Origin of the sequence: Archangium violaceum (assembly GCF_016887565.1) — a bacterium.
GTDB lineage: Bacteria > Myxococcota > Myxococcia > Myxococcales > Myxococcaceae > Archangium > Archangium violaceum_B.
In genome coordinates this window covers 4,447,552-4,469,426 of the sequence record NZ_CP069396.1, presented here as the reverse complement: position 1 = coordinate 4,469,426, position 21,875 = coordinate 4,447,552, and the positions used below count along the sequence as shown (strand labels likewise).

Genomic DNA, 21,875 nt, shown 5'->3' with positions numbered 1-21,875 from the left:
CTCCGCACTCGCACCCAGTATGCCGGCGGTATCTCGTTGAGATACCGTCCGGCCCCAGACCTCACGTCCCCCACGAACGAGGCCCATGCGCACCTCATTGTCGACGCTCATCCTGGCTCTCGGCCTCATGGCCGCCACCACCGCGGTGGCGGCCCCTCCCCCCGCCGAGCCCCTCCCCTCCCGTGAGGAGCGGCTCGCCCACCTGGGCCGCCTGTGGGGCCAGGTGCGATACCGTCACCCATACCTCGCCTACAAGGACATCGACTGGGACGCGGCCCTGGTGGCCGCCATCCCCAAGGTGGAGGCCGCGAAGGATCGCGCGGCCTACGCCGCGGCCGTGCAGGACCTGTTGGAGGAGCTGCGCGACCCCGCCACGCGCATCCTCCGCCCCGACGAGCAGCAGGAGGGCGTGAAGGGCCCGACCGCTCCGGTCCGCGAGCTGCGCAGCTGGGAGGCCAAGGACGTGCTCGTCCTGGACCTGCGCGCCAGCCGGGGCCGCAACATCCAGGAGCTGCGCCCGGACATCTCCAAGGCCAAGGCCGTCATCGTCGATCTGCGCGCCCGCGGGCTGATGCCCGACGCCCAGGGGGCCATGTCCCAGGCGCTCGGCGACCTGCTGCCCTTCCTGCTGAGCCAGGAGCTCGAGGTCCCCGGACAGCGCTCGGTGTTCCACTCGGGCTACCGCGCGCAGACCCGGTCCACCAGCGGCTACACCACCTCGTTCCTCTCCACCGCGGGCGAGCGCGTGTCCCCCAGGGGCGATGGCAAGGCGCGCCCCGTCATCTTCCTGCTGGATGACCAGTCGAACCTGGATCCCCGCGCCCTCACCATGAAGGCCCTGGGGCTGGCGCAGATCGTCACCGAGGGCCGCCTGGACGACGGCGCGGTGGTGGAGAAGACGCAGGTGGAGCTGGGCGCCGGACTGACGGCGTCCGTGCGGCTCAGCGAGCTCGGCATCCCCATGCGCGCGGACGCCGTGCTGCCCAAGCGCGCCCGCTCCGACAAGGACGAGACCCTCCAGAAGGCGCTCGAGCTGGCGAAGAAGCCGGCGAAGAAGGGCAAGGCGCGCGACCTGGAGCTGCTGCCCCCGGCCCGGTGGCAGGCGGACCGGCAGTACGAGGACATGCTCCACCCCAGCCGCGAATACCGCCTGCTCGCGCTCTTCCGCGCCTGGAACGTCATCCACTTCTTCTACCCGTACAAGCACCTGCTGGACCGGGACTGGGACGAGGCGCTGACCACGTTCCTGCCCCGGTTCGAGAAGGCCAACGGCGCGGCGGAGTACGCGCTCGCGGTGGCGGAGCTGAGCAGGCTCGTCCAGGACGGGCACACCACCCTGCGCGGCCACCCGGAGCTGGACAAGCGGGGCATCTCCGGCACGCGCGCGCCCTTCGAGCTGATGGAGCTCAACGGCCAGCCCGTGGTGATGGAGGTGTGGGACGCGGAGGCCGCCCCGGGAATCATGCGGGGCCAGGTCATCGAGACGCTCGACGGCAAGCCCCTCGCGGAACGCATCAAGGCGCTGGAGCCCTATGTGACGGCCTCGAGCCCCGCGCACCTGCGGCACCGCCTGCTGGAGCGGGCGCTGGCGGGCCCCGAGGGCTCCCAGGCCACGGTGGGCGTGCGCGACTCCAGCGGACAGGTCAAGCAGGTGCGCTTCACCCGGAGCCTGAAGTCGCTCCAGAAGCCCCGGAAGGGCGAGCCCTATCGGCTGCTGGGGGACATCGCCTACGTGGACATGACGCGCCTGCAGGCCTCGCAGGTGGCGACCCTCTTCGACAAGGTGAAGAACACCCGGGCCCTCGTGCTCGACATGCGCGGCGCTCCGAACGGGGCGGCCTCGAGCGTCGTGCCGTACCTCAACACGCGCAAGGCGCGCTACGGAGCGGTGTTCGAGCGCAACCTCGTCTCGGCGGACGAGACCGCTGGCCGCTACAAGTTCCTCCAGGAGCTGCCCAGGGCTCGCGTGCCCGTGTACCGCGGCAAGACGGTGATGCTCGTGGACGAGCGGACGAGCGGCGAGGCCGAGCACCTGGGCCTGCTCCTCGAGGCGGCCAATGGCACCACGATGATCGGCAGCCCCAGCGCGGGCACGAACGGGGAGCTCACGGACCTGGTGCTCCCCGGCGGCGTCACGATGACCTTCACCGGCCACGACGTGCGGCACCTGGATGGACGCCAGTTGCAGCGGGTGGGTCTGCGGCCCCAGGTCTTCGCGAGGCCGACCCTCACCAGCATCAAGGCCGGCAAGGACGAGGTGCTGGAGCGGGCGCTCGATTACCTCGGGGGCGCGGGCGCGTCGGGCATGGCGGTGGCCCGCGACACCCCGTAGCGGCCCTGACCGGCTCCCGGCGGGTGGCACTCGACACCCCCGCCGGACTTCCCACCGGGAAGGCCCGGGCGCTGATAGCTTCGCGCCCCCAACCCTTCCCGGAGAGAGACATGCCGACCCTCATCCCCGCCCCCACGCGCGTCACCGCCGCGGGCAACAAGCCCAAGCTCATCGACGAGTACGTGGGACGGGTGAACACGAAGCACTCCGAGCTCAGCGTCGCCCACATGCGCAGCCCCGGCGGGTGGCTGGAGCCCGGACAGACGCCCGAGTTCCGTGAAATCACCGTGGTCATCAAGGGTGTGCTGCGCGTGGAGCACAAGGGCGGCCACCTGGACGTGCGCGCGGGCCAGGCCGTGGTGACCGAGCCCGGCGAGTGGGTCCGCTACAGCACCCCCGAGGCCGACGGCGCCGAGTACATCGCCATCTGCCTGCCCGCCTTCTCGCCCGACACCGTCCACCGCGACGCGTAGCCGCTCACCCCGCCGCGTCCAGTTCCTCCGGCGCGATCTTGACCGAGGCATTCAGCTGCATGTCCTCGTATCCCTCGAACTGAAGGGTCAACGTGCAAAGGGCCGTCAGGTGCGTCCTGAAGGTGGGGGGGATGTCCCGGGGGATGGGGAGCTCCACGTCGAACTGGTGCCACCCCCGGGTGAGCTGCGCCGGCAGCTGAACGGGCACCGGCCCCATGGAACGAACCTTCCGGACCTCTTCGTGGGCGAAGAGCTCGATCCGGCCCCCGCGCACGGTGAAGGTCTTCGTGAGCTCCAGGAAGACCCGCAGCCGCGCGGTCGCGCCGAGCGGGAAGCTCTCGGCCAGGGGAATCAGGGAGGCCGCCTTGAACTTCGACACCGTCCGCGCCTTGCCGAAGAACAGGAAGTTGAGGCCCACGCCCGCGGCGATCAGGACGAGGCAGAAGATGATTCCCACCGCCCGTTCGCCAGACGAGAGCCCCGAGCCCAGACCGAACAACCCGCTCACGCCCGGACAGATGCAGAACAGCACGGGGACGAGCAGGCATCCCCAGGTGCTGGCGGCCACCATGGAGGAGCCGCGAGGTGCGCGCGGGGTGATCCACTGCGGTTGACGCGTCGTCCGGCCCGGCGCGAGTTGGAGGGGCCGGCTCCACCGCATCAACTCCGTGCCAGTAATCCCATGCAGGGAGGCCCTCAGCTCCCAGGAGATCCGCACGTCCTTGCCCTGGTAGCTTGGAGGTACATCCCGCGGCAGGTTCAGGTCGAAGGGGATTCGCAGCTCTCCCCGGAGCGGCCGGTCCCTGATGAACTCCGAGCCAGGGAGCTCCTCACGGCGCGGCCCCTCATCGTCGTACTCCAGCATCCCCCGGACGCGGATCTCCACGCGGGTGACCCGCTCCAGCCCGGCGGTTCCCGCCTGGAGGACCAACTCACCCCGAAGCGTCTCTCCCGACCGGGGAGTCGTGTGGAGTTGGAGGGGTTCGAGGTCGCTCATGGGCGGGGCACCACCACCGCTAGTCGACCTTCTTCATCTGCACGACGAAGGAGCGCGGATCCAGGAAGCCCGTCACCCTCGGGTCGCGCAGCAGCTCCCCGTTGGACGAGATGAAGGCCACCGTGGGCAGCCCCTCCACCCCGAAGCGCTCCATCAGCGCGTCCAGCGCGTCATCGCTCTGGGTGGCGTCCACCTTCACGTTGATGAAGCGGCCCGACTCCTCGATGACCTCGAGGGCCGGGTACGTCTCCCGGTCCAGCTCCTTGCAGGCCGCGCACCACTCCGCGAAGAAGTCGATCATCACCGGCCGGCCCTCGCTCTTCGCGCGGGCCAGCACCTGCTCGAAGGACTCGGACGAGAAGCCACTGCCCTTGGCGGGCAGCACCGAGTGCCACGCGAAGGTGGGCGCCTTGGGCGGCTCCACCCAGCCGAGCGACACCCAGAGCATCCCCGCCGACTTCGAGTCCATGGCGCCGCCGCGCAGCACCAGGGCCGCCACCACCAGCGCCACGCCGACCCCCTTGAGGGCGAAGTCCCGCGCCCCCTCCTTGAAGGACAGGTGGATGGCCCCCAGCAGCACGCCCAGCACCGCCAGCACCGAGGCGATGGCCGTCCCGGGGTGACGGCCGAGCTGCTCGGAGAGGCCCTTCACCGCCCCGCCCAGCGCCGGGAAACCGTCCTTCAGGTAGGAGATGGCGAGCGCCACCAGCACGATGCCCAGCACGCTCTTCACCCACTCCATCCACACGCCGCCCCGAGGCAGGCGCACGGTGAAGACGCCGATGAGGAAGAAGGGCACGCCGATGCCGAGCGCGTAGACGAAGAGCAGCGCCGCGCCGAGCACCGTGCTCTGCGACTTCGCCACGAAGGCCAGCAGGCCCGTGAGCACTGGCCCGGTGCACGGCGCCGCGAGGAAGCCGGACACGCTGCCCATGAGGAAGGCGCCCGTGATGCCCGAGCCTCCCACCGAGTTGAGCCGCTGCTGCAGTCCCTGGGGGAGCGCCAGCTCGAAGGCGCCGAACATGGAGGTGGCCAGCAGCAGGAGGAACACCGCCAGGCCCGTCACCACCACGGGACTGCCGAGCATCGACCCGAAGGCCTGCCCCGTCTTCGCCGCCAGCACGCCCAGCCCGCTGAACACCACGCCCATGCCGACGATGTACGAGCTGGTCAGCACGAGCGCCTTGCCACGCCCCTCGGCCTTGCGGGCCCCGAAGACGGACACGGTGATGGGGATGAGCGGGTAGACACAGGGCGTCATCGCGGTGAGCAGTCCACCGGCGAACACCACGGCCGCGCCGAGCGCGAAGCTCCCGGCCTCCAGGAAACGCGCCGCGTCCAGCCCCGTGCTGGGACCCGTCGGCAGGAGCCAGGGCACGACCGCCACGGCCAGCCCGAATACCGCCGCGATGACTCCGACCCTCTTCTTCGCGTCCATGTCGCTCCTCTTGCCCTCCGGGGTCCCCTTTATACGCGCCAACGTCCGGCCGTGACACCGGAGGTCGCCCCAGGACGCGAGCAGGTAACGAAGTCCCGCCTGGCATGCCAGCCCTCGCCCACCCCTCCCCCCCTATACCTGGGGTGAGACGGACTGGGAGTGTGACGTCCTCTGCCGCAGGGGCAGCAGGAGCGCCAGGAAGGCCACCGAGAGCACCGTGCCCAGCAGGAACACGTCCGAGTAGCTCCAACCCGCCCGGGTGGCCAGCAGGCCCGCGAGGGGCCCTCCTGGCGCCTTGCCCATCACCTCCACGCTGGCCAGCAGCGTGTAGTGCGTGGCCCCGATGCGCCGGTCCACCCGCGACATCATGAACGCGAACAGCGCCGTGGTGAGCACCCCCCCGAAGAAGTGCTCCGCCACGGTGACGGCGATGACGCCCGGCGGCGTGGGCCCATGGACCGCCAGCCACCACTCGCCGCCCAGGGGGAACACGCGCAGGAACGAGGCGAGGGCGAGCGCCCCCAGCAACGGCATCCGGGTGGCGAGCCACCCTCCCGCGAAGGAGCCGAGCAGCGAGGCCACCAGGCCCCACGTCCCCACCCACTGGCCGATCTGCGCGGGCGTGAAGTGCATGTCGACGAGGAAGGGCTTGAAGAGCACGTCCACCATCGTCTCGCCCAGCTTGTAGGTGCCGATGAAGAGCAGCATCCACCCCGTGCCGGGCAGGCGCAGCGCGGCGAGGAGCCGCTCCTTCACGTCGTGCCAGGAGAGCCGCTCGCCGGCCGTGCCTTCCTCGGAGCGCCGGGGCTCGCGCGCCACGGCCGCCACCGCCAGCACCAGCAGCGACAGGAGCGACATCGCCAGGAAGAGGCCCCGCCAGCCGATGAGCTCGCTCATCCAGACGAGCAGCCCGCCTCCGGTGAGCATCCCCGCCTTGTAGCCCACCACCTGGGCCGTGTTGCCCCACCCCAGCTCGTGCGGCTCCAGCAGGTCCACCGCGAACCCATCCACCGCGATGTCCTGCGTGGCGGCGAAGAGGTTCATCAGGAAGACGAGCCCCAGCAGCACCGTCAGCGCGCCCGGCACCGGGACGAACGCCGCCGCCGCGCAGGCGGCCGCCATCCCGGCCTGCATGGGCAATATCCACGACTTGCGCCGGCCGATGCGCTCCGAGCCATAGCGGTCCACCAGGGGAGCCCACAGCGCCTTGCCCATCCACGGGAGCGACAGGAGCCCGATGCTGCTGATGACCATCAGCGACACGCCCTGGGTGCGCAGGTACACGGCCAGCGCGGTGGTCTGGAAGCCGTAGGGCAGCCCCTGAACGAAGTACAGCGCGCTGAGCAGCCCCAGCTTCCGGTACGAGGTTCTCTTCACACCTCGAACCCTAACGGAGAACCGCCCCGCGCGCTCGGAGGCGACGCCAGGAGACGTCGCCCCCCGCGTCCCTCACTCAGTAACCCCGGAGGACGGTGAGCCCCGCGTTGGTGAGGACGTAGAGCATCGCCGGGGTGCCATTGGGGTCATAGATGAGCCGGCGCACATCCCCGCCCGGCACGTCCGTCACGCGCGTGAGGTTCTTGTTCGCGTCCAGCCGCCACAGGCCGGCGTTCTCGGTGCCGATGAAGAGCGAGCCATCATCCGTGGCCGCAAGCGACTGGATGGCGTCGGTGGGCAGGCCCGCGATCTTCTTGCCCTTCTGGAAGGGATTGCCGCGCGAGATGATGGACATCTCCCACAGGCCGTAATCCTTGCTGCCCAGGTAGTAGCTGCCATCCTTCGTCTGCTCGAAGGCGCGCCAGCTGTCGAACGTCTCCAGGGAGTTGACCTCGGGGAGGTACGAGGACTCCACCTTCATCGGGTTGAGCTCCTTGGGGCTCATCCAATCCCAGACGCCGAGGTCCGCGTTGGGCGTGACGATGCCGAAGGTCCACTCGTTGGCGATGAGCACGTCACCGCTCTGGGAGATGCCCAGACCATAGGTGTAACCGGCGCGCTGGGTGGTGCCCTCCCACCACACCGGGTGGCGGTGGCTGTTGTAGTAGAGCCCCTTGATGCGCGACACGCCGTGGTTGGTGCCGACGTACACCTCGCCCTTGTCCCGGCCGCGCATCACCCTCACGCAGCTGAGCACCGCGCGATCCTCGTCGTACGTCCAGTTGTTCGAGTTGCGCAGGCCGACGTTGGTCGGCGGGTTCCAGGTGAGGCTCCCGTCGTTCTTCTCCTTGTCCCGCCGGAACGAACGGAAGAGGTGCTCCTCCATGACGATGTTGCCATCCGGAGTGAGCTTCACCACGTCCACATCCCCCTCGCCGTAGGAGGGATCCTCGTAGGACAGGCGATGGGGATCATCGAGCTCGTCGGCGTAGTAGCCCACGTAGGCGCGGCCGGCGCTGCCGCCGCAGATGACCCTGGAGGAGAAGCCCCTGCCGGCCTGACCGAGGTTCGTCACCCAGATGGGCTGGCTGTCTCCGGGACGCAGCACGCCAATCTGGTTGCCGTTGAGCAGCCAGATGTTGAAGCCCTCATCCACGGCCACGTCGCGAGGCCGGCCCACGCCGAAGCGCTGGGTGAAGTTGACCGAGGCCTCCCGGGGCCACGGGTCCGGGACCGACTGCACGGGACCGGAGCCGCCATCCGGCGGAGTGCCCCCATCGGGAGGAGGCGGTGGGCCTCCCGCATCGGGCGGTGGCGTGACGTCTCCACCATCCTTGGGCGGAGTCGACGAGCCCGAATCGGGAGGCGTGCCGTCAATGGGCGCCGGCACATCCTCCTGCGCCGGACGCGTCGGCGCCTCCGTCGAGTCACCGCACGCCCATGCCCCTGCCACCAACGCCGCCACACCACACGCCCCAAGCAGTCTACGAATCACCGTCTTGTGCCCCCTTGCCGCGAGGCACGGGAGCAAACCGCGTACCGGGCCAGATGACGGGCAGTGAACGGCCTGAGGGCTCGAGTTTGGGAACCGGCGTTCCCACACAAGCCCCACACCATGCCCCCCAGTCGGACCCGGGCGCCCCACTGCATCCCGGCGAGGCCCTCGGGAACCCAGGGCAGGCAGGCGGGGCCGGGCCTCGGACGAGGAACGGCCCAGGGGGCGGGTGCCGGCTCCTCAGGGCCCGGCGGGAGCCGCCACGGGAGCGGGCTCCTCGGCGGGATCCTCGACGAGGCCCCCCCGGTCCACTCCGAGCGCCCTGAGGAATGGCAGCAGGCTGCTGCGCTCGTCCGTCCACCGCTTGCTCGGGGCCTCGGAGTAGGCCAGCCGCCGCACCCGCTCGCCCTCGCGCGAGAAGGTGTCCCCCCGGGTGAAGCGCCCCTCCTTGTCCATCAGCACCCAGGAGCTGCCGCGCGCGTCCCCGTTCGTCTCCGTCGCCACCAGCGTGGCATGCAGGCCGGAGAACCACGCGTGCGCCACGGCGACGGGTAGCAGGTCCAGGTGCACGTTGCTGATGTGCAACGCCAGCACCCCCCCGGGCGCCAGGTGCCGCCGGTAGACGTCCACCGCCTCCTCGGTGAGCAGGTGCACCGGGATGGAGTCCGAGCTGAAGACATCCACCGCGAGCACGTCGAAGCCCTGCGGCTGGCCGCGCGCCAGCTCCTGCTCGAGCAGGATGCGCGCGTCCCCCTCCACCACTTCGACCCGGGCCGGAGTGTCGCTCAGATAGGAGAAGTAGCCGCCCAGGCCCCGCGCCAGGGAGATGATCTGCGGGTCGATCTCATAGAAGCGCAGCGTGTCCCCGGAGCGCCCCAGCGCGGCCGTCGTCCCCACGCCCAACCCCAGCACCCCTACGCGCAGCGAGGCTGGCAGCCCTGCCGCCTCCTTGAGCCGCCGCTGCTCGGTGAGGGCCAGCCCCAGCCCGCTCTCGGGCGTGTAATAGGCCGTGGGCCGCATGCGCCGCTCCGGCCGCGTGTACTGGAAGCCGTGGACGATGTCTCCGTGCCGCAGCACGAACGCATGCTCCTCGTCCTCCCGGCTCAGCGGCTCCGTCACCTGCACCACGCCGAAGAAGCCGCGCCACGACTCGACCACGCGGCGCTCGTCCGACACCGCCATGCCGAGACCGCCGGCCACGAGCAGGAGCAACAGGGCCGGCACATACCGGAGCGAGGCCCGGACGATCGTCTCGTCCGGGGCGCGCCGCAGGAGGATGAGCGCCGCCATGAAGCAGCAGAGGCCCAGGGTGAGGGGGTACTCCAGATAGAGGCTGAAGACGCGCGGGGCCACCAGGTGGACGAGGGCCGCGCCGAGCACGCCGCCCGCGGACACCCAGAGGTAGAAGGCGCCGAGGTGACGCGGCGCGGGCCGCAGCCGGTACAGCTCCCCGTGGCACAGCAGGGCCCCGGAGAAGAGCGCCGTGGAGTGGACGAGCAGTTGCACGAACAGGGGCACGTGCGCGCCCTCGTAGGTGATGCGCGTCACCCCGCCCACCGCCAGCAACAGCAGCAGCGCGGTGAGGGGGCGCGAGTAGAGGGCCTCGCGCTCGAAGGCGATGATGAAGGTGACGAGATACAGGGCCAGCGGCAGCACCCAGACGAAGGGCCCGGCCGACACGTCCTGCGAGAGCTGGTTCGTCGTGGCCAGCAGCAGCACCGAGGCACACGCACTCAATCCCAGCCAGCCCAGGGTGCGCGCCACGCCCGGAGACTCCGCCTTCCCCTCCTCCACCGGGCCCACCCGCGCTGGCGCCGCCTCGTGACGCAGCACGCCCAGGGCGCACGCCGCGCTGCCGGCGGCGAAGAGGAGGAAGCCCGCCCCCCACACCCAGGCCTGCACCCCTCGGCCCAGCCAGGGCTCGACGAGCACCGGGTAGGCCAGCAGGGACAGCAACGAGGCGGTATTGGAGAGGGCATAGAGCCGGTAGGGCGAGGCACCCGGCCGCATGAGGCTGAACCAGCTCTGCAACAGAGGCGCGGAGGTGGACAGCGTGAAGAAGGGCAACCCCAGCGTGGCCGCGAGCATGGCCAGCAGCCGCGTGGTGGAGATGCCGTCCGCCGCCGGGCGCCACTCGGGCCCGGGCGCCACGGGCGAGCCCACCAGCAGCGCGCGTCCGAGCAGCACCACCACCGTCAGCCCCAGCAGCGCCAGGTGCACCCGCGCCTGCCGCTTCGGGGACAGCCAGCGGACACTGGCGTACGAGTAGGCATACCCCCCCAGGAGCATCGCCTGGAAGAAGAGCATGCACGTCGTCCACACCGCTGGCGTGCCGCCAAACCAGGGCAGCGAGTACTTCCCCGCCAGCGGCTGCACGCCGAAGAGGAGGAAGGCGCTGAGAAAGAGGGTCACGGCGTAGCGGAGCATGGGCATCGTCTCGAGCTCTTCTCTCGGGCTGAAGGGGGGAGCATATCCGCGGTGGGCCGAAGAAGCGCCTCCCCCCTCACGGAGACTCCTCCATGGGGAGGATCCACCGCTTGGGAAGGAAGCCGTCCGACTCGGCGGCCAGGTCCACCCGCGGGTCGATGAGCGGGCGCGGAGGCCGCCCATTGAGTGACACCCGCACATCCGCGCGCACCTGGACGCCGGGCAGGCCCGTGCGCTCGGCGAGGACATGCGCGAAGGCGAGGATGAGGTCGGGCTGCGTCATCATCCGCCCGGCCTGCTTGTCGGAGAGCAGGTCGTCCCCGCGCAGTTCCCACCGCACGCCCGTCCTCGGGTCCGTGGCGTAGAAGCGTGCCTGGCCCTGCTTCTCCATGATCTTCAGGTGCCAGCTGAACCGGAAGCCCTCCTCGTTCCACAGCACGTCGCCCGGGTAGAGCCAGTGCCGGAGCGGAAGGGCGAGCTGCACGAGGAAGTGCACCGCCAGCAAGGGCAGCACCCAGCGCGCCGTCGCGGGCGGAGCCGGGCTGGAGGGGCTCGCCGCGCGCCACCGCAGCCAGCGCCGGGGCCAGTCGGGCTCGAAGAAGACGAGCAGCGCGAGCACCATGAGCCAGGGGAAGACACCGATGGTCAGGAGGCTGCCCGACATCACGTGGAAGCCCACGAGCCCCGCATAGGCATACGGCCGGAGCCGGCGCACGAGCATCAGCGGCGGGCAGCACAGCACCACGAAGGCGCCGCCCCAGCTGCTCAGCGCAGCGAGCACATCCAGGGGAACGAGGATCTCGAGGGCCCGTGCTCCCGCGCTCGTTCCAAGCCACAGGCGCATCGGCTGATTGCGGACGAGCCAGTCCGGCTGCACCTTGGCGAGCCCCGAGAACAGGTACACGACGAGCAATTGGGCCCGGAGTGTGTACAGCGTCCAGGCCGGGACGGTGTCATGGGCGAGCGCGGGACGCCTGCGCGCATCGAGGGACGCCACACCGGAGAGCGGCATGAGGGCCAGCAGGCCGCACACCATGCAGACCAGGTAGTAGTGGTTGAGGTAGTGCGTGCGGTCGAGGAGCTGCACGTAGGCGAAGAGCCCCCCGAAGAGGGCGGCGCACGCGCGAGGCCACGCGCCCACCATCAGCCCGAAGGCGAGCACGCCCAGCAGCGCGAAGAGCGCGTACATGCCAGCGGGAGGGAGCGGCCGGAGCCACTCGAACCCGTAGAACGGGAAGTACACGCGAGGAGCGACGTAATAGGCGCGGATCCACCCGTGGAGGAAGTAGCGCGCGATGGCGCATACGAGCACCGCGCCCACGGCCATGCGGAACGCGGCCAGGAAGGCCGCGTCCACCGGCTCACGCAACCGTTGGAGCAGGGACTTCACGCGTCCAGCCGCGCTCAGTCGAAGTCCGAACCGCCACCACCGCCCGAGGAGGGAGGCTCGCCGACGTCGAGGCTGTCCTCGTGGTACACGTTGAAGCGGATGGTCACCTTGGAACCATCCTCGAACTCCATCGTCACCGTGCCGTCGATGCTCTCATCGAGCTTCAGGATGGCATCGATGAGACCCGCGACGAGCTTGGGGTGCACATCCGACGAGAGCACCTCCCAGCGATGCACCGGCCCGCGATTGGACGAAGAGCCCGCGTCGGGCGAGCAACCGCCCGTCCCCGCATCCGAGGTGCCCCCATCCGAGGTCCCCGCGTCCGGGGAGCCGCCGTCGCTCGTGCCCGGACACGCCTGCGAGCCGCCCTCCGGCGGCAGCTTGGCGGGGTCCCAGGGCAGCACGCTGACGCGCGACAAGGTGCCATTCACCTTGAGCTTGCCCTTGGCACAGCTCAGGGTGAGCACGGTCTGCGAGCTGCCACCGTTGGGCGGATACACCGTGTGGTGTTCGCTCTCCGGGTCCAGCTCACCGGTGACATCCACGCCTCCGATGCTTCCCTCGCACGTGCCAGTCGAGCTCGTCGCGGTGAGACACGAGCACCGGGAGGTGGCGACGACGAGGAGGAGACACAGAGGGAGTAGACGGCGAACCGGAATTGTCATGGCGGGGCATGCTACCAGACCAGGCAGCCAACCCCCGCATGCGCTCCCGCATCTCGAATCCGTCAGCGGCTGACGCCGGAGCTCAGCGCGCCCCGAACGTCTTCACCATCTTGTTGTACACGCCCATGATGAGCAGCGGCCCCACCCACATGCCCACGAAGCGGCTGGCCCGGGTCCGCTGCGCCAGCTCCGCGCCCAGCGAGAAGGCCATCGCGCACAGGCTGGCGAAGAGGAAGACGTCCGAGGGAATCTTGGCTGTCTGCTGTTCCAGCAGCCGGGTGAACGAGCCCTCCTCATGCTCGGCCCGCATCACCGTCGCGGCCCGGTAGTCCCGCTTCGACCTCTCACTCGCCGGATTGATGTCCTGTTGCATTTCACCCTCCTCCACCCGTGTGCCCACCATTGCGCCGTGCACCATATTTAAGGCGTCCGGTGGAGGCGGCGAGATGGGGGAGATGGGCATGGAGGCAGGCGAGGCCTTGCTGAAAGGATTGCTCTCCGCCGAGGAGGGTGCCGGCCCGCTGCTGCAACGCGACTACTGGGCGGTCATCGAGAACTGTGGCTGCTCGCCGTCGGAGTTGATGGAGCTGGTGGCCTCCCGGTTCGCGGAGTTCGCGCCGGAGGAGCTGGTCATCTTCGACCGGGAGGATGAGCGGAGCACACCGCTCGAGCCGGGCGACGAGCTGCGGGTGCGCATCCGGGGAGCGGGGACCTTCCACGTGCGCATCATCCATCGGGATCGCCAGAGCCTCACCATGGCCACCCTGCCGGGGCACCCCGAGGCGGGACGCATCACCTTCGGCGCCTACCGCAACGAGCCTGGCGACGTCATCTTCCACATCCGCAGCCGGGCGCGCTCCGGCTCGCGGGTGATGTACCTGGGGTTCCGCACGGGCGGCGAGGCCATGCAGACCAACACCTGGACCGACTTCGTGAACACCGTCGCGCTCACCGTGGGCGAGGGTGTCATCGGCTTCATCCACGCGGAGACCACCGTGATGGAAGAGGCGCACGAGAGCGCGGATGACGCCCGGGGCCCCACCTTCCTGGCGCGCGGAGACTGAACATGACGGATGTCGAGTGGCGCTGGCTGCGGAGCTGGTCGGTGGACGAGGTGTCTGCGCGGCTCTCGCGGGCTTCCACCCTCCCCCTCAACTTCGAGATGGCCGAGGAGGAGATGACACTCGAGAACGGCTGGAGCCAGGTGGAGTCCCAGGCCGTCCTCGCCCATGAGCGACCAGGCCCACCCTCCGGAGACGACGCCTTCGCCCGGCTGAAGCACGCCGTCATCGAGCTGGGCTTCTCCGATCCTCGCGTCGTGCACGGATACTTCGACGCCGCCACGCCCCTCCAGGGGCGCCCGGTGCTGCTCGAGCTGAAGTCCCTGGGACTCCACTACCTCTGCCCGGTGCGGATCGGTGCGGTCCGCTCGGGCGACGAGGGCGAGCGGACCGTGTTCGGCTTCCGCTTCGACACCCTGTGGGGGCACATCGAGGCCGGACGGGAGTGGTTCCTCCTCAGCAAGGACCACGGCAGCGGGGAGCTGCGCTTCCACATCAAGGCCTCCTGGAGAGAGGGCCATTTCCCCAACTGGTGGAGCCAGCTGGGCTTCGCGCTGATGGGGCGGCGCTACCAACGCGCCTGGCACCACCTGGCCCACGCGCGGCTGCGAGAGCTGCTGCGTTCCGGCCGCCTGGAACGGCGCGACGAGGGCGGAGGGCCGCCCCGCTTGGAGCCGCACCTGGCGGATCTGAAGATCGGGTTGAAGCCGGTGCAATTCTATTCTCAGCGGGGAATGGGCCGCCGCCTTGGCGGAGTGGAGCGGGAAGTGGAGCGCGTGAGGAGGGATCGGCTGTTGCTCTCCGTGGGCTTCGGGGTACTGGCCGGGATGAGGACCTTCAGTGCCCCCGCCCTCCTGAGCCACCAGCTCTCGCGGGAGCCCGTCGAGGCGCCCGAGGGACGTGCCCATGTGCTCGCCTCGCGGCGGATCTCGCGTGTGCTGGGGGTGCTGGCCCTCGGCGAGCTGACCGCCGACAAGACCTCGTGGATCCCCTCACGCATCTCTCCGCCCGCCCTGGTGGCGCGAGCCCTCTCCGGCGCCCTGACCGGTGCCGCCGTGGCCTCGCCGCACCGGCGCCCGTCCGCGGGCCGCGCCCTGCTCGGCGCGGCTGCGGCCGTGGCCTCGGCCTTCGCCTTCTACAAGCTGAGGCAGCTCGCGACGCGCCGGCTGGGCCTCCCCAACGTGGCGGCCGGGCTGGTGGAGGACGCCGCGGCCCTCGTGCTCGGAACGAGGCTCCTCGCCGCCATGCATTGAAGGTCAGGGTCTTCCGGCTCGGCGGGTGATGACGACAGTCACCAGCTGGTGACCGGTGTCACCGTTCAGGCATGCGCGAGGAGGATGCAAGCACCTGGAAACAGGGAGGTTCCCAGCCGCGGGGTGACGCTCCTGGCATGGCACGCCGGACGCAAAGGGGTTGAACGAGGACAACCCGAGGGCGCGACGATGCGGAAGAAACGGCTGGGAGATCTACTTCGGGAGAACGGGCTCGTGGACGAGCTGCAACTGCGTGCGGCCCTGGGCTTCCACAACAAGTGGGGCGTGCCGTTGGGACAGGTGGTGGTGGACATGGGTTTCTGCACCGCACAGCAGGTGCTCGAGCTCCTGGCCAGCCAGGTACAGCTCCCGACACTGGACCTGGACGCGGAGCCGCTGGACTCGCAGTTGGTGGAAGTGCTGCCCGCGCGAGTGGCGGAAGCCTGTCGTGTCATCCCTCTCCGGCAGGAGGGACCGCGAGACTCCGTGCTGGTGGTGGCCACGTCGGCGCCAGCGGATCCGACCGCCCTGGATGAAGTGGCCCGGGTGACCGGCAAGGCGCGGGTGGTGACGTTGCTGGCGACCGATGCCGCCATCTCCCAGGCCATCGAGCGGCTCTACTACCCTCACCTCCTCGACGCGCGGCGTCCGGTGGAGCCGATTCCCCTCCCCGAGGCGGATGAGCACCTGCCGCTGGTGACGGATCGCGCCGAGTGCCTGATGCTGGGGCAGCTCCTGCAGGGTGCCGTCCCGGCCTCCACGGTCGAGCGGAGCGGCCTGCCGGTGATGCTGCCACTGACGGAGGAGCTCCCGAAGCACGCTCGGCTCACCGAGCCAGCGATGCCCAGGGTGGAGGACACACGGAAGCCCATCGCGGAGCCCGAGCCGGAGGTCTGGGTCTACGGCTGGGGAGTCAAGGCAACCCAGGGGCTGTTGAAGTTGCTGGAGGACGAGGGCGTGCGGGCGCGGGTGGCACGCACCGAGGACGTGCGGGCAGCGAGTGGGAGCGCTGTCGTCCTGGCGCCGCTGCAATCCGTGGAGAGCGTGAAGCGGCGTGGGATTCAGGCCCGGCTGCTGCTCGCGGGCCGGGCGCGTGACGAGGAGCGGGCGAGTGCGCTGGGAGCACAGGCGTTCCTGTCCGGCCCATTGCGCTCGGACCTCTTGCTCGCCGCGGTTCGCGAACAGGTGCATGCGGGCCGCCCGGCCCTGCGCCGGGCCGGGTGAGTCGCTCAAGGCGCGGACGGATCGCCACGCCTCCAGCGCCGGAGCTGCCACGCCACTCCCGCGCAAGCGAGCACCCCAAGGGACACCAGGGTGACGAGCACGGGCCCGGAAGCCTCTCTCCTGGCGAGCGGAAGCGGAACACCCAACGCCCGCACATCCTCCGCCGCGTCCTTCAGGGTGTTGGTGCGCGAGCAGAGATCGAGGGTGTAGTTGGGGCCTGGGAGCCAGTCCTCGTCGTTGATCGCGAACATGAGGAGCTCCTCTCCGACAGGCAGCAGGTGAAAGCCGCAGAACCCCCACGAATACAGGTCCACACGAACCGTCTTGCCCACGGATCCCTTGTAGAGGGCGAGAACCTCGAACCGGACCTTCCCGACGAGCAACCCGTTGGCGAGCTCGTATCCCGGGTCCACCACCCGTCCGGCGAAGACGAGGTCCGCCTTCTCACGCGCCTCCTCCAGGGTGGGAAGCCCACACGAGCAGGCCCGCACGGCAGTGGGCCAGAGCAGGTACAGGCCCAGCACCAGGAGCCCGAGCGCGCGGTGAAGCGGTGTCCAGTGGCCTCGCACCATGTCTCGCACACTACAGCAACGTTCCGCGCAGGAGGACGGCGGCGGCGGAGAAGTAGATGACGAGCCCGGACACGTCCACCAGCGTGGCCACGAAGGGGGCGGAGGCGCTCGCCGGGTCGAATCCGAGCCGCCGCAGGAGGAAGGGCAGCATGGAGCCCGAGAGGGTGCCCCAGGTGACCACGCCCAGCAGGGATACGCCCACCGTCAGTGCGATCAGGACGGCGTGCTCCCCGTAGGTATGGAAGACGCTCTGCCAGATGAGGATGCGCAGGATGCCCACCGTGCCCAGGATGGCGCCCAGCGCCAGCCCCGCCAGGACCTCGCGGTGCATCACGCGCCACCAGTCGCGCAGCCGCACCTCCGAGAGCGCCAGCGAGCGGATGATGAGCGTGGTGGCCTGACTGCCCGAGTTGCCGCCCGAGCTGATGATGAGCGGCACGAAGAGCGCGAGCACCACGGCCCGGGAGATCTCCTCCTCGAAGTGACCCATGGCGGTGGCGGTGAGCATCTCGCCCAGGAAGAGCACGAGCAGCCAGCCGGCGCGCTTCTTGAGCATGGCGAGGAAGCCCACCTCGAAGTAGGGAGCGTCGAGGGCCTCCATGCCGCCCACCTTCTGGATGTCCTCGGTGGCCTCCTCCTGGACCACCTGGACGATGTCGTCCACGGTGACGATGCCCTTCATGCGCTTCTCGGCATCGACCACCGGAATGGCCATCAGGCCGTGCTCGGAGAAGAGCCGGCTCACCGCCTCCTGGTCGGTGTCCTCGGAGACGGTGATGAGGTCGCGGCTCATCACGTCGGCGACGCGCTTGTCCGGAGCGGCCTGGAAGAGCTGGCGCAGGGACACCACGCCCAGCAGGTGCTGCTGCGCGTCCAGTACATAGGCGTAGTAGACCGTCTCCACCTTCTCGCGCGTCTGCTTGCGCAGGTAGCTGATGGCCTCGTCGCTGGTCATCTCCGGCCGCACGCGCACGAAGCGGGGATTCATCAGCCCGCCCGCGTCGTCCTCGGCATAGGCCAGCAGGGCGAGCACCTCGCGGCGGGTGGTCTCGTCCAGCTCGGACATCAGCGCGTCACGATTCTGTGGCGCGACGGATTGCACCACGTCCACCGCGTCGTCCGGAGCCAGCAGCCGCATCCATGTCCGCCGCTCGCCCGGAGCCAGCAGGAGGATGAGCTCCGCCTGCTCCTGCGCCGACAGAGAGAGGAAGAAATCATCCGCCGTGGCGTGCGGCACCAGCTTGAAGCTCTCCACGCGCTCATCACGCGAGAGGGCGGGCCAGGCGTCACGCAGCTCGTGCGGGAAGATGGGCTCGGCATCCAGGGACATCACGAGGAGAGCCTCCTACCAAGAGAGCCAACGGCATTGAAAGCCGATCGACCCGCGCTCGATGGGGAACTTCGTTTCCGTCTCCTTGGGGGTCCGACATTCCGGAACGTGCGCCGCACGCGGGCCGAGGTGTAGAAAAGTGCTACGTGCCGGTCTCGGCACGCTCGCACGAGAAACGAGCACCCCAGTCCATCCATCCGTGAAGCATCGAGGCCAGCGGCGCTGGAAGTCGTAAGAAAGAGAATTCACGAAACCCATCCAGATCAAATCCAAGCTCGAGTTGGAAAGTGGAGAGGTGCGACATGTCCACCCGTGTCGTTGGTCCGCCTCCGGCGGAGGCGCGGCTGAGTTCCCGGGTGGCGCGGCCCCTCGGCCCGGTCCTGCTGCACCTGGTGCTCGTGGTGCTGCTGGAAGGGTGTGCCACAGGCCATCCACGAGGGAACCTCGTGAGTGGCTTTGGCCTGCACTCACGCGCCTCCTCGCTCCGCGATGACTCCGAGCCCCAAGGGCCGGAGTTCCCGCCCGTGCTGGCCAGAGCCGAAGGAAGCGCAGGTGGATTCCCCGATCGGACAGCGGACACCGGACGGGAGACGGGTTGCCTGGAAGAAGCGGCGCGCCCCCCGGGCTGGCCCCACCTTTCCTCCAGTCAGCAGGTACTCGCCCCCTTCCTGGCCTGCACCTCCCCCGCGCAATTCATCGAGTTGCAGCACGGGGTGGACATGGACCGGCTGGTGGAGGAGTTGGACGACTGGTCCGCCGTCCGGCTCGGCTCCCTGGGGCCGCTGCGCGCGGGCACCAGAGTCCTCAACCGCAAGCGCGCCACCTTTCTCGTCACCGCCACCCGGGAGTACGGCACCGCTCGCGCCGAGCCTTTCGCCCTCTTCGTCCTCCACTCGGCGTTTGGAGACGAAGTGAAAGAGCTACTCGGGCTGCTCGCTCGGGACAAGCAACTGGGGGAGACACTGGGACGCATGGGCGCCGTCCGCGAGGCGCTGCGCCAGCGAGGACTCGACCTGTCGGACTACCCCGACCGTCCCGAGCACCTCGGGGACATGGCTCGGGGTCTGGCCAGTGCCGCCACGGAAGCCCTGTCCACCAGCGAGCTGCGCCAGGGCGCGGTGGCCCTGAAGTACTCCGCGCAGCGCGGGCAGCTACCACCGCCCTTCCAGGAGGCGCTCGACGAGGTGGAGCGGGCGGAGATGCAGCAGGCACTCTCACCGGGAAGCGTGACACTCAGGAGCTTCGACGCGTTGACGTTCGGGGTACCGGTGGGCTTCTACAACCTGGTGGCCGGCACATGCCACGGGGTGTACTCGCTGTCGCAGGGCCACTACGAGCAGGCCACTCGAGAGCTGTCGGCCGCGGCGGTGCTGGTGGGCTTGTACGCCGGGGGCAAGGGCGTGCGTCACCTCGCCGAGGCCAGGGGCACCATGGGCACCGGGCGGCTCAAGCCTGGGCGGTTGCAGGTGCCGGAGCTGGGATTCCAAGGACTTGCCGAGGTGGTGGAGCGGCTGTGGGAGCGGCTGGGAGGGGAAGGGCTGCGCGAACTGGCCCGCTACATCCAGGCCCGGCGGGAGGCGGCCCTGTTCGTCCACGAGGGGGGAGAATCCGCCGCCATTGCCCTCTACGAGGCCCGGGGCGACGTGGCCAAGGCACAAGTGTGGTTGTCGGAAGCCAGGCCCCAGCGCGCGGGCCCCACTCCGGCGAGAGCGGGCATTGGCGAGGGCCTCGGCGGTGTGGCCTCTCTGGTGGACGAGGTGGCGGTCCACGGCCGGGAGGTGGTGGAAGCCAAACTGGCGTGGGCTGAGTTCGACTCCACAGGCCCGCGCCTGTCCGGGGACGTGGCGGTGCTGGAGAAGCAACGCCCCTTGGTGGACGCCCCGCCGCTGGGAACCCAGGTAGATGCACTCTGGCGCGAGTACGTCGCCTACTGGAAAAACCGCCTCGTGGAGCTCAAGCAGGGCAAGGCGGTCAAACCGCCCCTGGCGTGGAAGGGATACGAGAAGATGCGGGGGCAGTTCGCCCGGGGGCTCGCGTTCGAGCGTGTCATGGTGTCCGTGCTGCGCGAGGACGCGGCATTGCCCCGGTCCATGCGCCGCTACCTCCAGGACTTCAACAGTCCGCGCATCGAGACGAACGTGGGCGTGTCGAAGCAGGGTATGGATGGGGTGCGCTACGCGGATGTGCTCGTCATCGAGGCAGAGCCGCCCGCCGGCCAGTCTCCTCGCGTGGAGACCTTCAGCTTCAAGAGCCGCAACCTCGCGTTGCTGGAGGAAAACGCCGTGGCCGCGCAGATGGTGGCGGACGCGAGCGAGGCCCTGCGGTATTACGGCGAGACGCTGAACATCCTCCGAAAATCCATCAGGTTCCGCGTGCAGGTCCAGAGGGTCCGCCTCATCTACGAAGGCGGCACACTCAAGCCCATGAGGGCAGATAGTTGGAATGCCGCCGTGCGTAAAGCCGAGGAGAAAGTCAAGGGAGTGGAGGTGTTGTCGCAATGAAAGTGCTGGGGGTTCGCGGCCTGGATATGGAGGATCACCTCCGACTCACCTTCGAGAGTTCCTTCGATCATGAGGCCGCTGTCGAGCGCGAGCTGGAGCCATTCCTCCAGGCACTTGAGGAGTACGCAGGCGAATGGATGCCGGACGTCGTCAAGGGCAAGCGGCATCGCAAATACTCACGCGCCTCCACCTGGAAAGCACTGGCGGAGCAGCGCGATGAAAACAGCACGTCCATCGGGCTCTATCGCACGAAGTTCCCGGCGTTGGACATGATGCTCAGTCTCTGGTTCCCGCCGCTCCCCATCGAACTGTACGTCGGGCTTTCCATCCAACGGCTCTCCCTCTTCTCGAAGGAGAAGCGCTGCCGCGATTTCGTGGACATGGTTCGTGCGTGGGCCTCTCACTACCCGGTCACCCATGCCTCGGCCCACAGCAGCGCTGACAAGCAATTGGCGGACTTCCCCAGCTTTGGCCGCCCCAAGGAGATCTGGCACAGGGACGGCTTCGACAAGGTCTACGAGGTGTGCTGGCTCAACGTCTTCAGCTCCAAGCTGGTGGAAACCATCGGCCGCGAGCGCGTGCTGTCTACCCCCGCCCACCGGGTAGAGGCCCTTCCCAACGGCGCCGTCCTCCTGGTGCTCTGGCCCACCGCCGCGGACTTCGCCAGCGACGAGGCGCGCCTGGCCCAGGCCCGTGCTCACGCCCACCTCCGGCCGGACCTCGACTTCGACGCCCTGCTGCGCACCCTGCGCGAGCGCAGCGCCACACTCGCCCCCGTTGAGCCCCGCTTCCACCCGGACGTGGCGCCACTCCTCTCCCGCGTGGTGGACGACGTCGCCTTTCACGAGCGCCAGCGCAAGATCGCCGAACTCAATACGTACCAGCCGCCAGAGGCCGACGAGTGGATGCCCGTCGAGTCCGCCCTGCCCCCGGACGTGGAGAACCCGGAGCGCGTGTGCCAATACTACGGCCACCTCGCAGAGGGCCTCGTAGCGCTCCTGCATTCCAAGGTGCCCTCCGTCTTCAAGGAGACCCCCGAGTCGCTCACGGATGTCGACGCCCACTTCTTGCGCGACCGATTCCCGATGATTTTCGAGCGCGAGCGCATCGACGAGCACGCGGTGCCCGCCGTGGCCGCGTACCTGGGGGAGGTGCTGGTGCGCAACCTCGGCGGACAATGGATACCGCGCAAGAGGCTCGGGGAGATGCAGGTGCGCGTCGGCCCTCGCGTCTGGTTTCCCTATGTCCGGGCCCACCGATACATGCGCTCGTGCCAGTCGCTGCTGGACCGCTCCCTCACCCAGCTCTACCGCGTCGCCGAGCGCCACCGCTCCTGAGCC

General features: G+C 69.5%; 17 protein-coding genes. 7 read left to right on the top strand and 10 right to left on the bottom strand.

Annotation, left to right across the window (positions count from 1 at the left end; genetic code table 11):
• The first annotated feature begins 85 nt into the window (after positions 1–85).
• The gene (locus JRI60_RS53430) at positions 86–2,332 is read left to right on the top strand and encodes a S41 family peptidase (RefSeq protein WP_239470600.1); all 2,247 of its coding nucleotides are present in this window, start codon (positions 86–88) and stop codon (positions 2,330–2,332) included.
• Positions 2,333–2,442: 110 nt separating this feature from the next.
• Complete coding sequence (locus tag JRI60_RS18485) at positions 2,443–2,805, top strand: cupin domain-containing protein (RefSeq protein WP_204227176.1); 363 nt, start codon at positions 2,443–2,445, stop codon at positions 2,803–2,805.
• A 4-nt stretch (positions 2,806–2,809) separates the two neighbouring features.
• Here JRI60_RS18485 and JRI60_RS18480 read toward each other — a convergent pair whose 3' ends face one another.
• From JRI60_RS18480 to JRI60_RS18445, 8 genes are all read right to left on the bottom strand, one after another.
• Positions 2,810–3,802, bottom strand: coding sequence for a hypothetical protein (locus tag JRI60_RS18480; RefSeq protein ID WP_204227175.1), 993 nt, complete (start codon positions 3,800–3,802; stop codon positions 2,810–2,812).
• A gap of 19 nt (positions 3,803–3,821) precedes the next feature.
• Positions 3,822–5,240, bottom strand: a complete 1,419-nt coding sequence (locus JRI60_RS18475) for a protein-disulfide reductase DsbD family protein (RefSeq protein ID WP_204227174.1) — start codon at positions 5,238–5,240, stop codon at positions 3,822–3,824.
• Between the two features lie 132 nt (positions 5,241–5,372).
• Positions 5,373–6,617, bottom strand: coding sequence for an MFS transporter (locus JRI60_RS18470; RefSeq protein ID WP_239470599.1), 1,245 nt, complete (start codon positions 6,615–6,617; stop codon positions 5,373–5,375).
• A gap of 76 nt (positions 6,618–6,693) precedes the next feature.
• Positions 6,694–8,007 carry a hypothetical protein gene (locus JRI60_RS18465; RefSeq protein WP_239470598.1) on the bottom strand — a complete coding sequence of 438 codons (1,314 nt, stop codon included), beginning with the start codon at positions 8,005–8,007 and terminating at the stop codon, positions 6,694–6,696.
• A 345-nt stretch (positions 8,008–8,352) separates the two neighbouring features.
• On the bottom strand, positions 8,353–10,545 hold the full coding sequence (locus JRI60_RS18460) for a spermidine synthase (protein WP_430384387.1): 2,193 nt from the start codon (positions 10,543–10,545) through the stop codon (positions 8,353–8,355).
• A gap of 70 nt (positions 10,546–10,615) precedes the next feature.
• Positions 10,616–11,929 carry an HTTM domain-containing protein gene (locus JRI60_RS18455; protein ID WP_204227172.1) on the bottom strand — a complete coding sequence of 438 codons (1,314 nt, stop codon included), beginning with the start codon at positions 11,927–11,929 and terminating at the stop codon, positions 10,616–10,618.
• Positions 11,930–11,943: 14 nt separating this feature from the next.
• Entirely contained in the window at positions 11,944–12,594 is a 651-nt protein-coding gene (locus tag JRI60_RS18450; RefSeq protein WP_204227171.1) for a hypothetical protein, read from the bottom strand.
• An 82-nt stretch (positions 12,595–12,676) separates the two neighbouring features.
• Entirely contained in the window at positions 12,677–12,967 is a 291-nt protein-coding gene (locus JRI60_RS18445) for a hypothetical protein (protein ID WP_204227170.1), read from the bottom strand.
• Positions 12,968–13,055: 88 nt separating this feature from the next.
• Here JRI60_RS18445 and JRI60_RS18440 point away from each other — a divergent pair, with 88 nt between their 5' ends.
• From JRI60_RS18440 to JRI60_RS18430, 3 genes are all read left to right on the top strand, one after another.
• Complete coding sequence (locus JRI60_RS18440; protein WP_204227169.1) at positions 13,056–13,658, top strand: DUF1990 family protein; 603 nt, start codon at positions 13,056–13,058, stop codon at positions 13,656–13,658.
• A 2-nt stretch (positions 13,659–13,660) separates the two neighbouring features.
• Positions 13,661–14,908 (top strand): DUF1990 family protein, encoded by a 1,248-nt coding sequence (locus JRI60_RS18435; protein ID WP_204227168.1) that lies wholly within the window; start codon positions 13,661–13,663, stop codon positions 14,906–14,908.
• A 189-nt stretch (positions 14,909–15,097) separates the two neighbouring features.
• Positions 15,098–16,132 (top strand): ATPase, encoded by a 1,035-nt coding sequence (locus JRI60_RS18430; protein ID WP_204227167.1) that lies wholly within the window; start codon positions 15,098–15,100, stop codon positions 16,130–16,132.
• A gap of 5 nt (positions 16,133–16,137) precedes the next feature.
• Here the strand turns inward: JRI60_RS18430 and JRI60_RS18425 are convergent, their stop codons facing one another.
• Both JRI60_RS18425 and mgtE read right to left on the bottom strand, forming a co-directional pair.
• Positions 16,138–16,704, bottom strand: a complete 567-nt coding sequence (locus tag JRI60_RS18425; protein WP_204227166.1) for a hypothetical protein — start codon at positions 16,702–16,704, stop codon at positions 16,138–16,140.
• Positions 16,705–16,714: 10 nt separating this feature from the next.
• Positions 16,715–18,034 carry a magnesium transporter gene (gene mgtE, locus JRI60_RS18420; RefSeq protein ID WP_204228998.1) on the bottom strand — a complete coding sequence of 440 codons (1,320 nt, stop codon included), beginning with the start codon at positions 18,032–18,034 and terminating at the stop codon, positions 16,715–16,717.
• A gap of 302 nt (positions 18,035–18,336) precedes the next feature.
• Here mgtE and JRI60_RS18415 point away from each other — a divergent pair, with 302 nt between their 5' ends.
• On the top strand, positions 18,337–20,535 hold the full coding sequence (locus JRI60_RS18415; RefSeq protein WP_204227165.1) for a hypothetical protein: 2,199 nt from the start codon (positions 18,337–18,339) through the stop codon (positions 20,533–20,535).
• Positions 20,532–21,872: a hypothetical protein gene (locus tag JRI60_RS18410; protein WP_204227164.1), complete on the top strand. Its 1,341-nt coding sequence runs from the start codon at positions 20,532–20,534 to the stop codon at positions 21,870–21,872. Before JRI60_RS18415 ends, JRI60_RS18410 begins: the two co-directional genes overlap by 4 nt.
• The last annotated feature ends 3 nt before the right edge of the window (positions 21,873–21,875 follow it).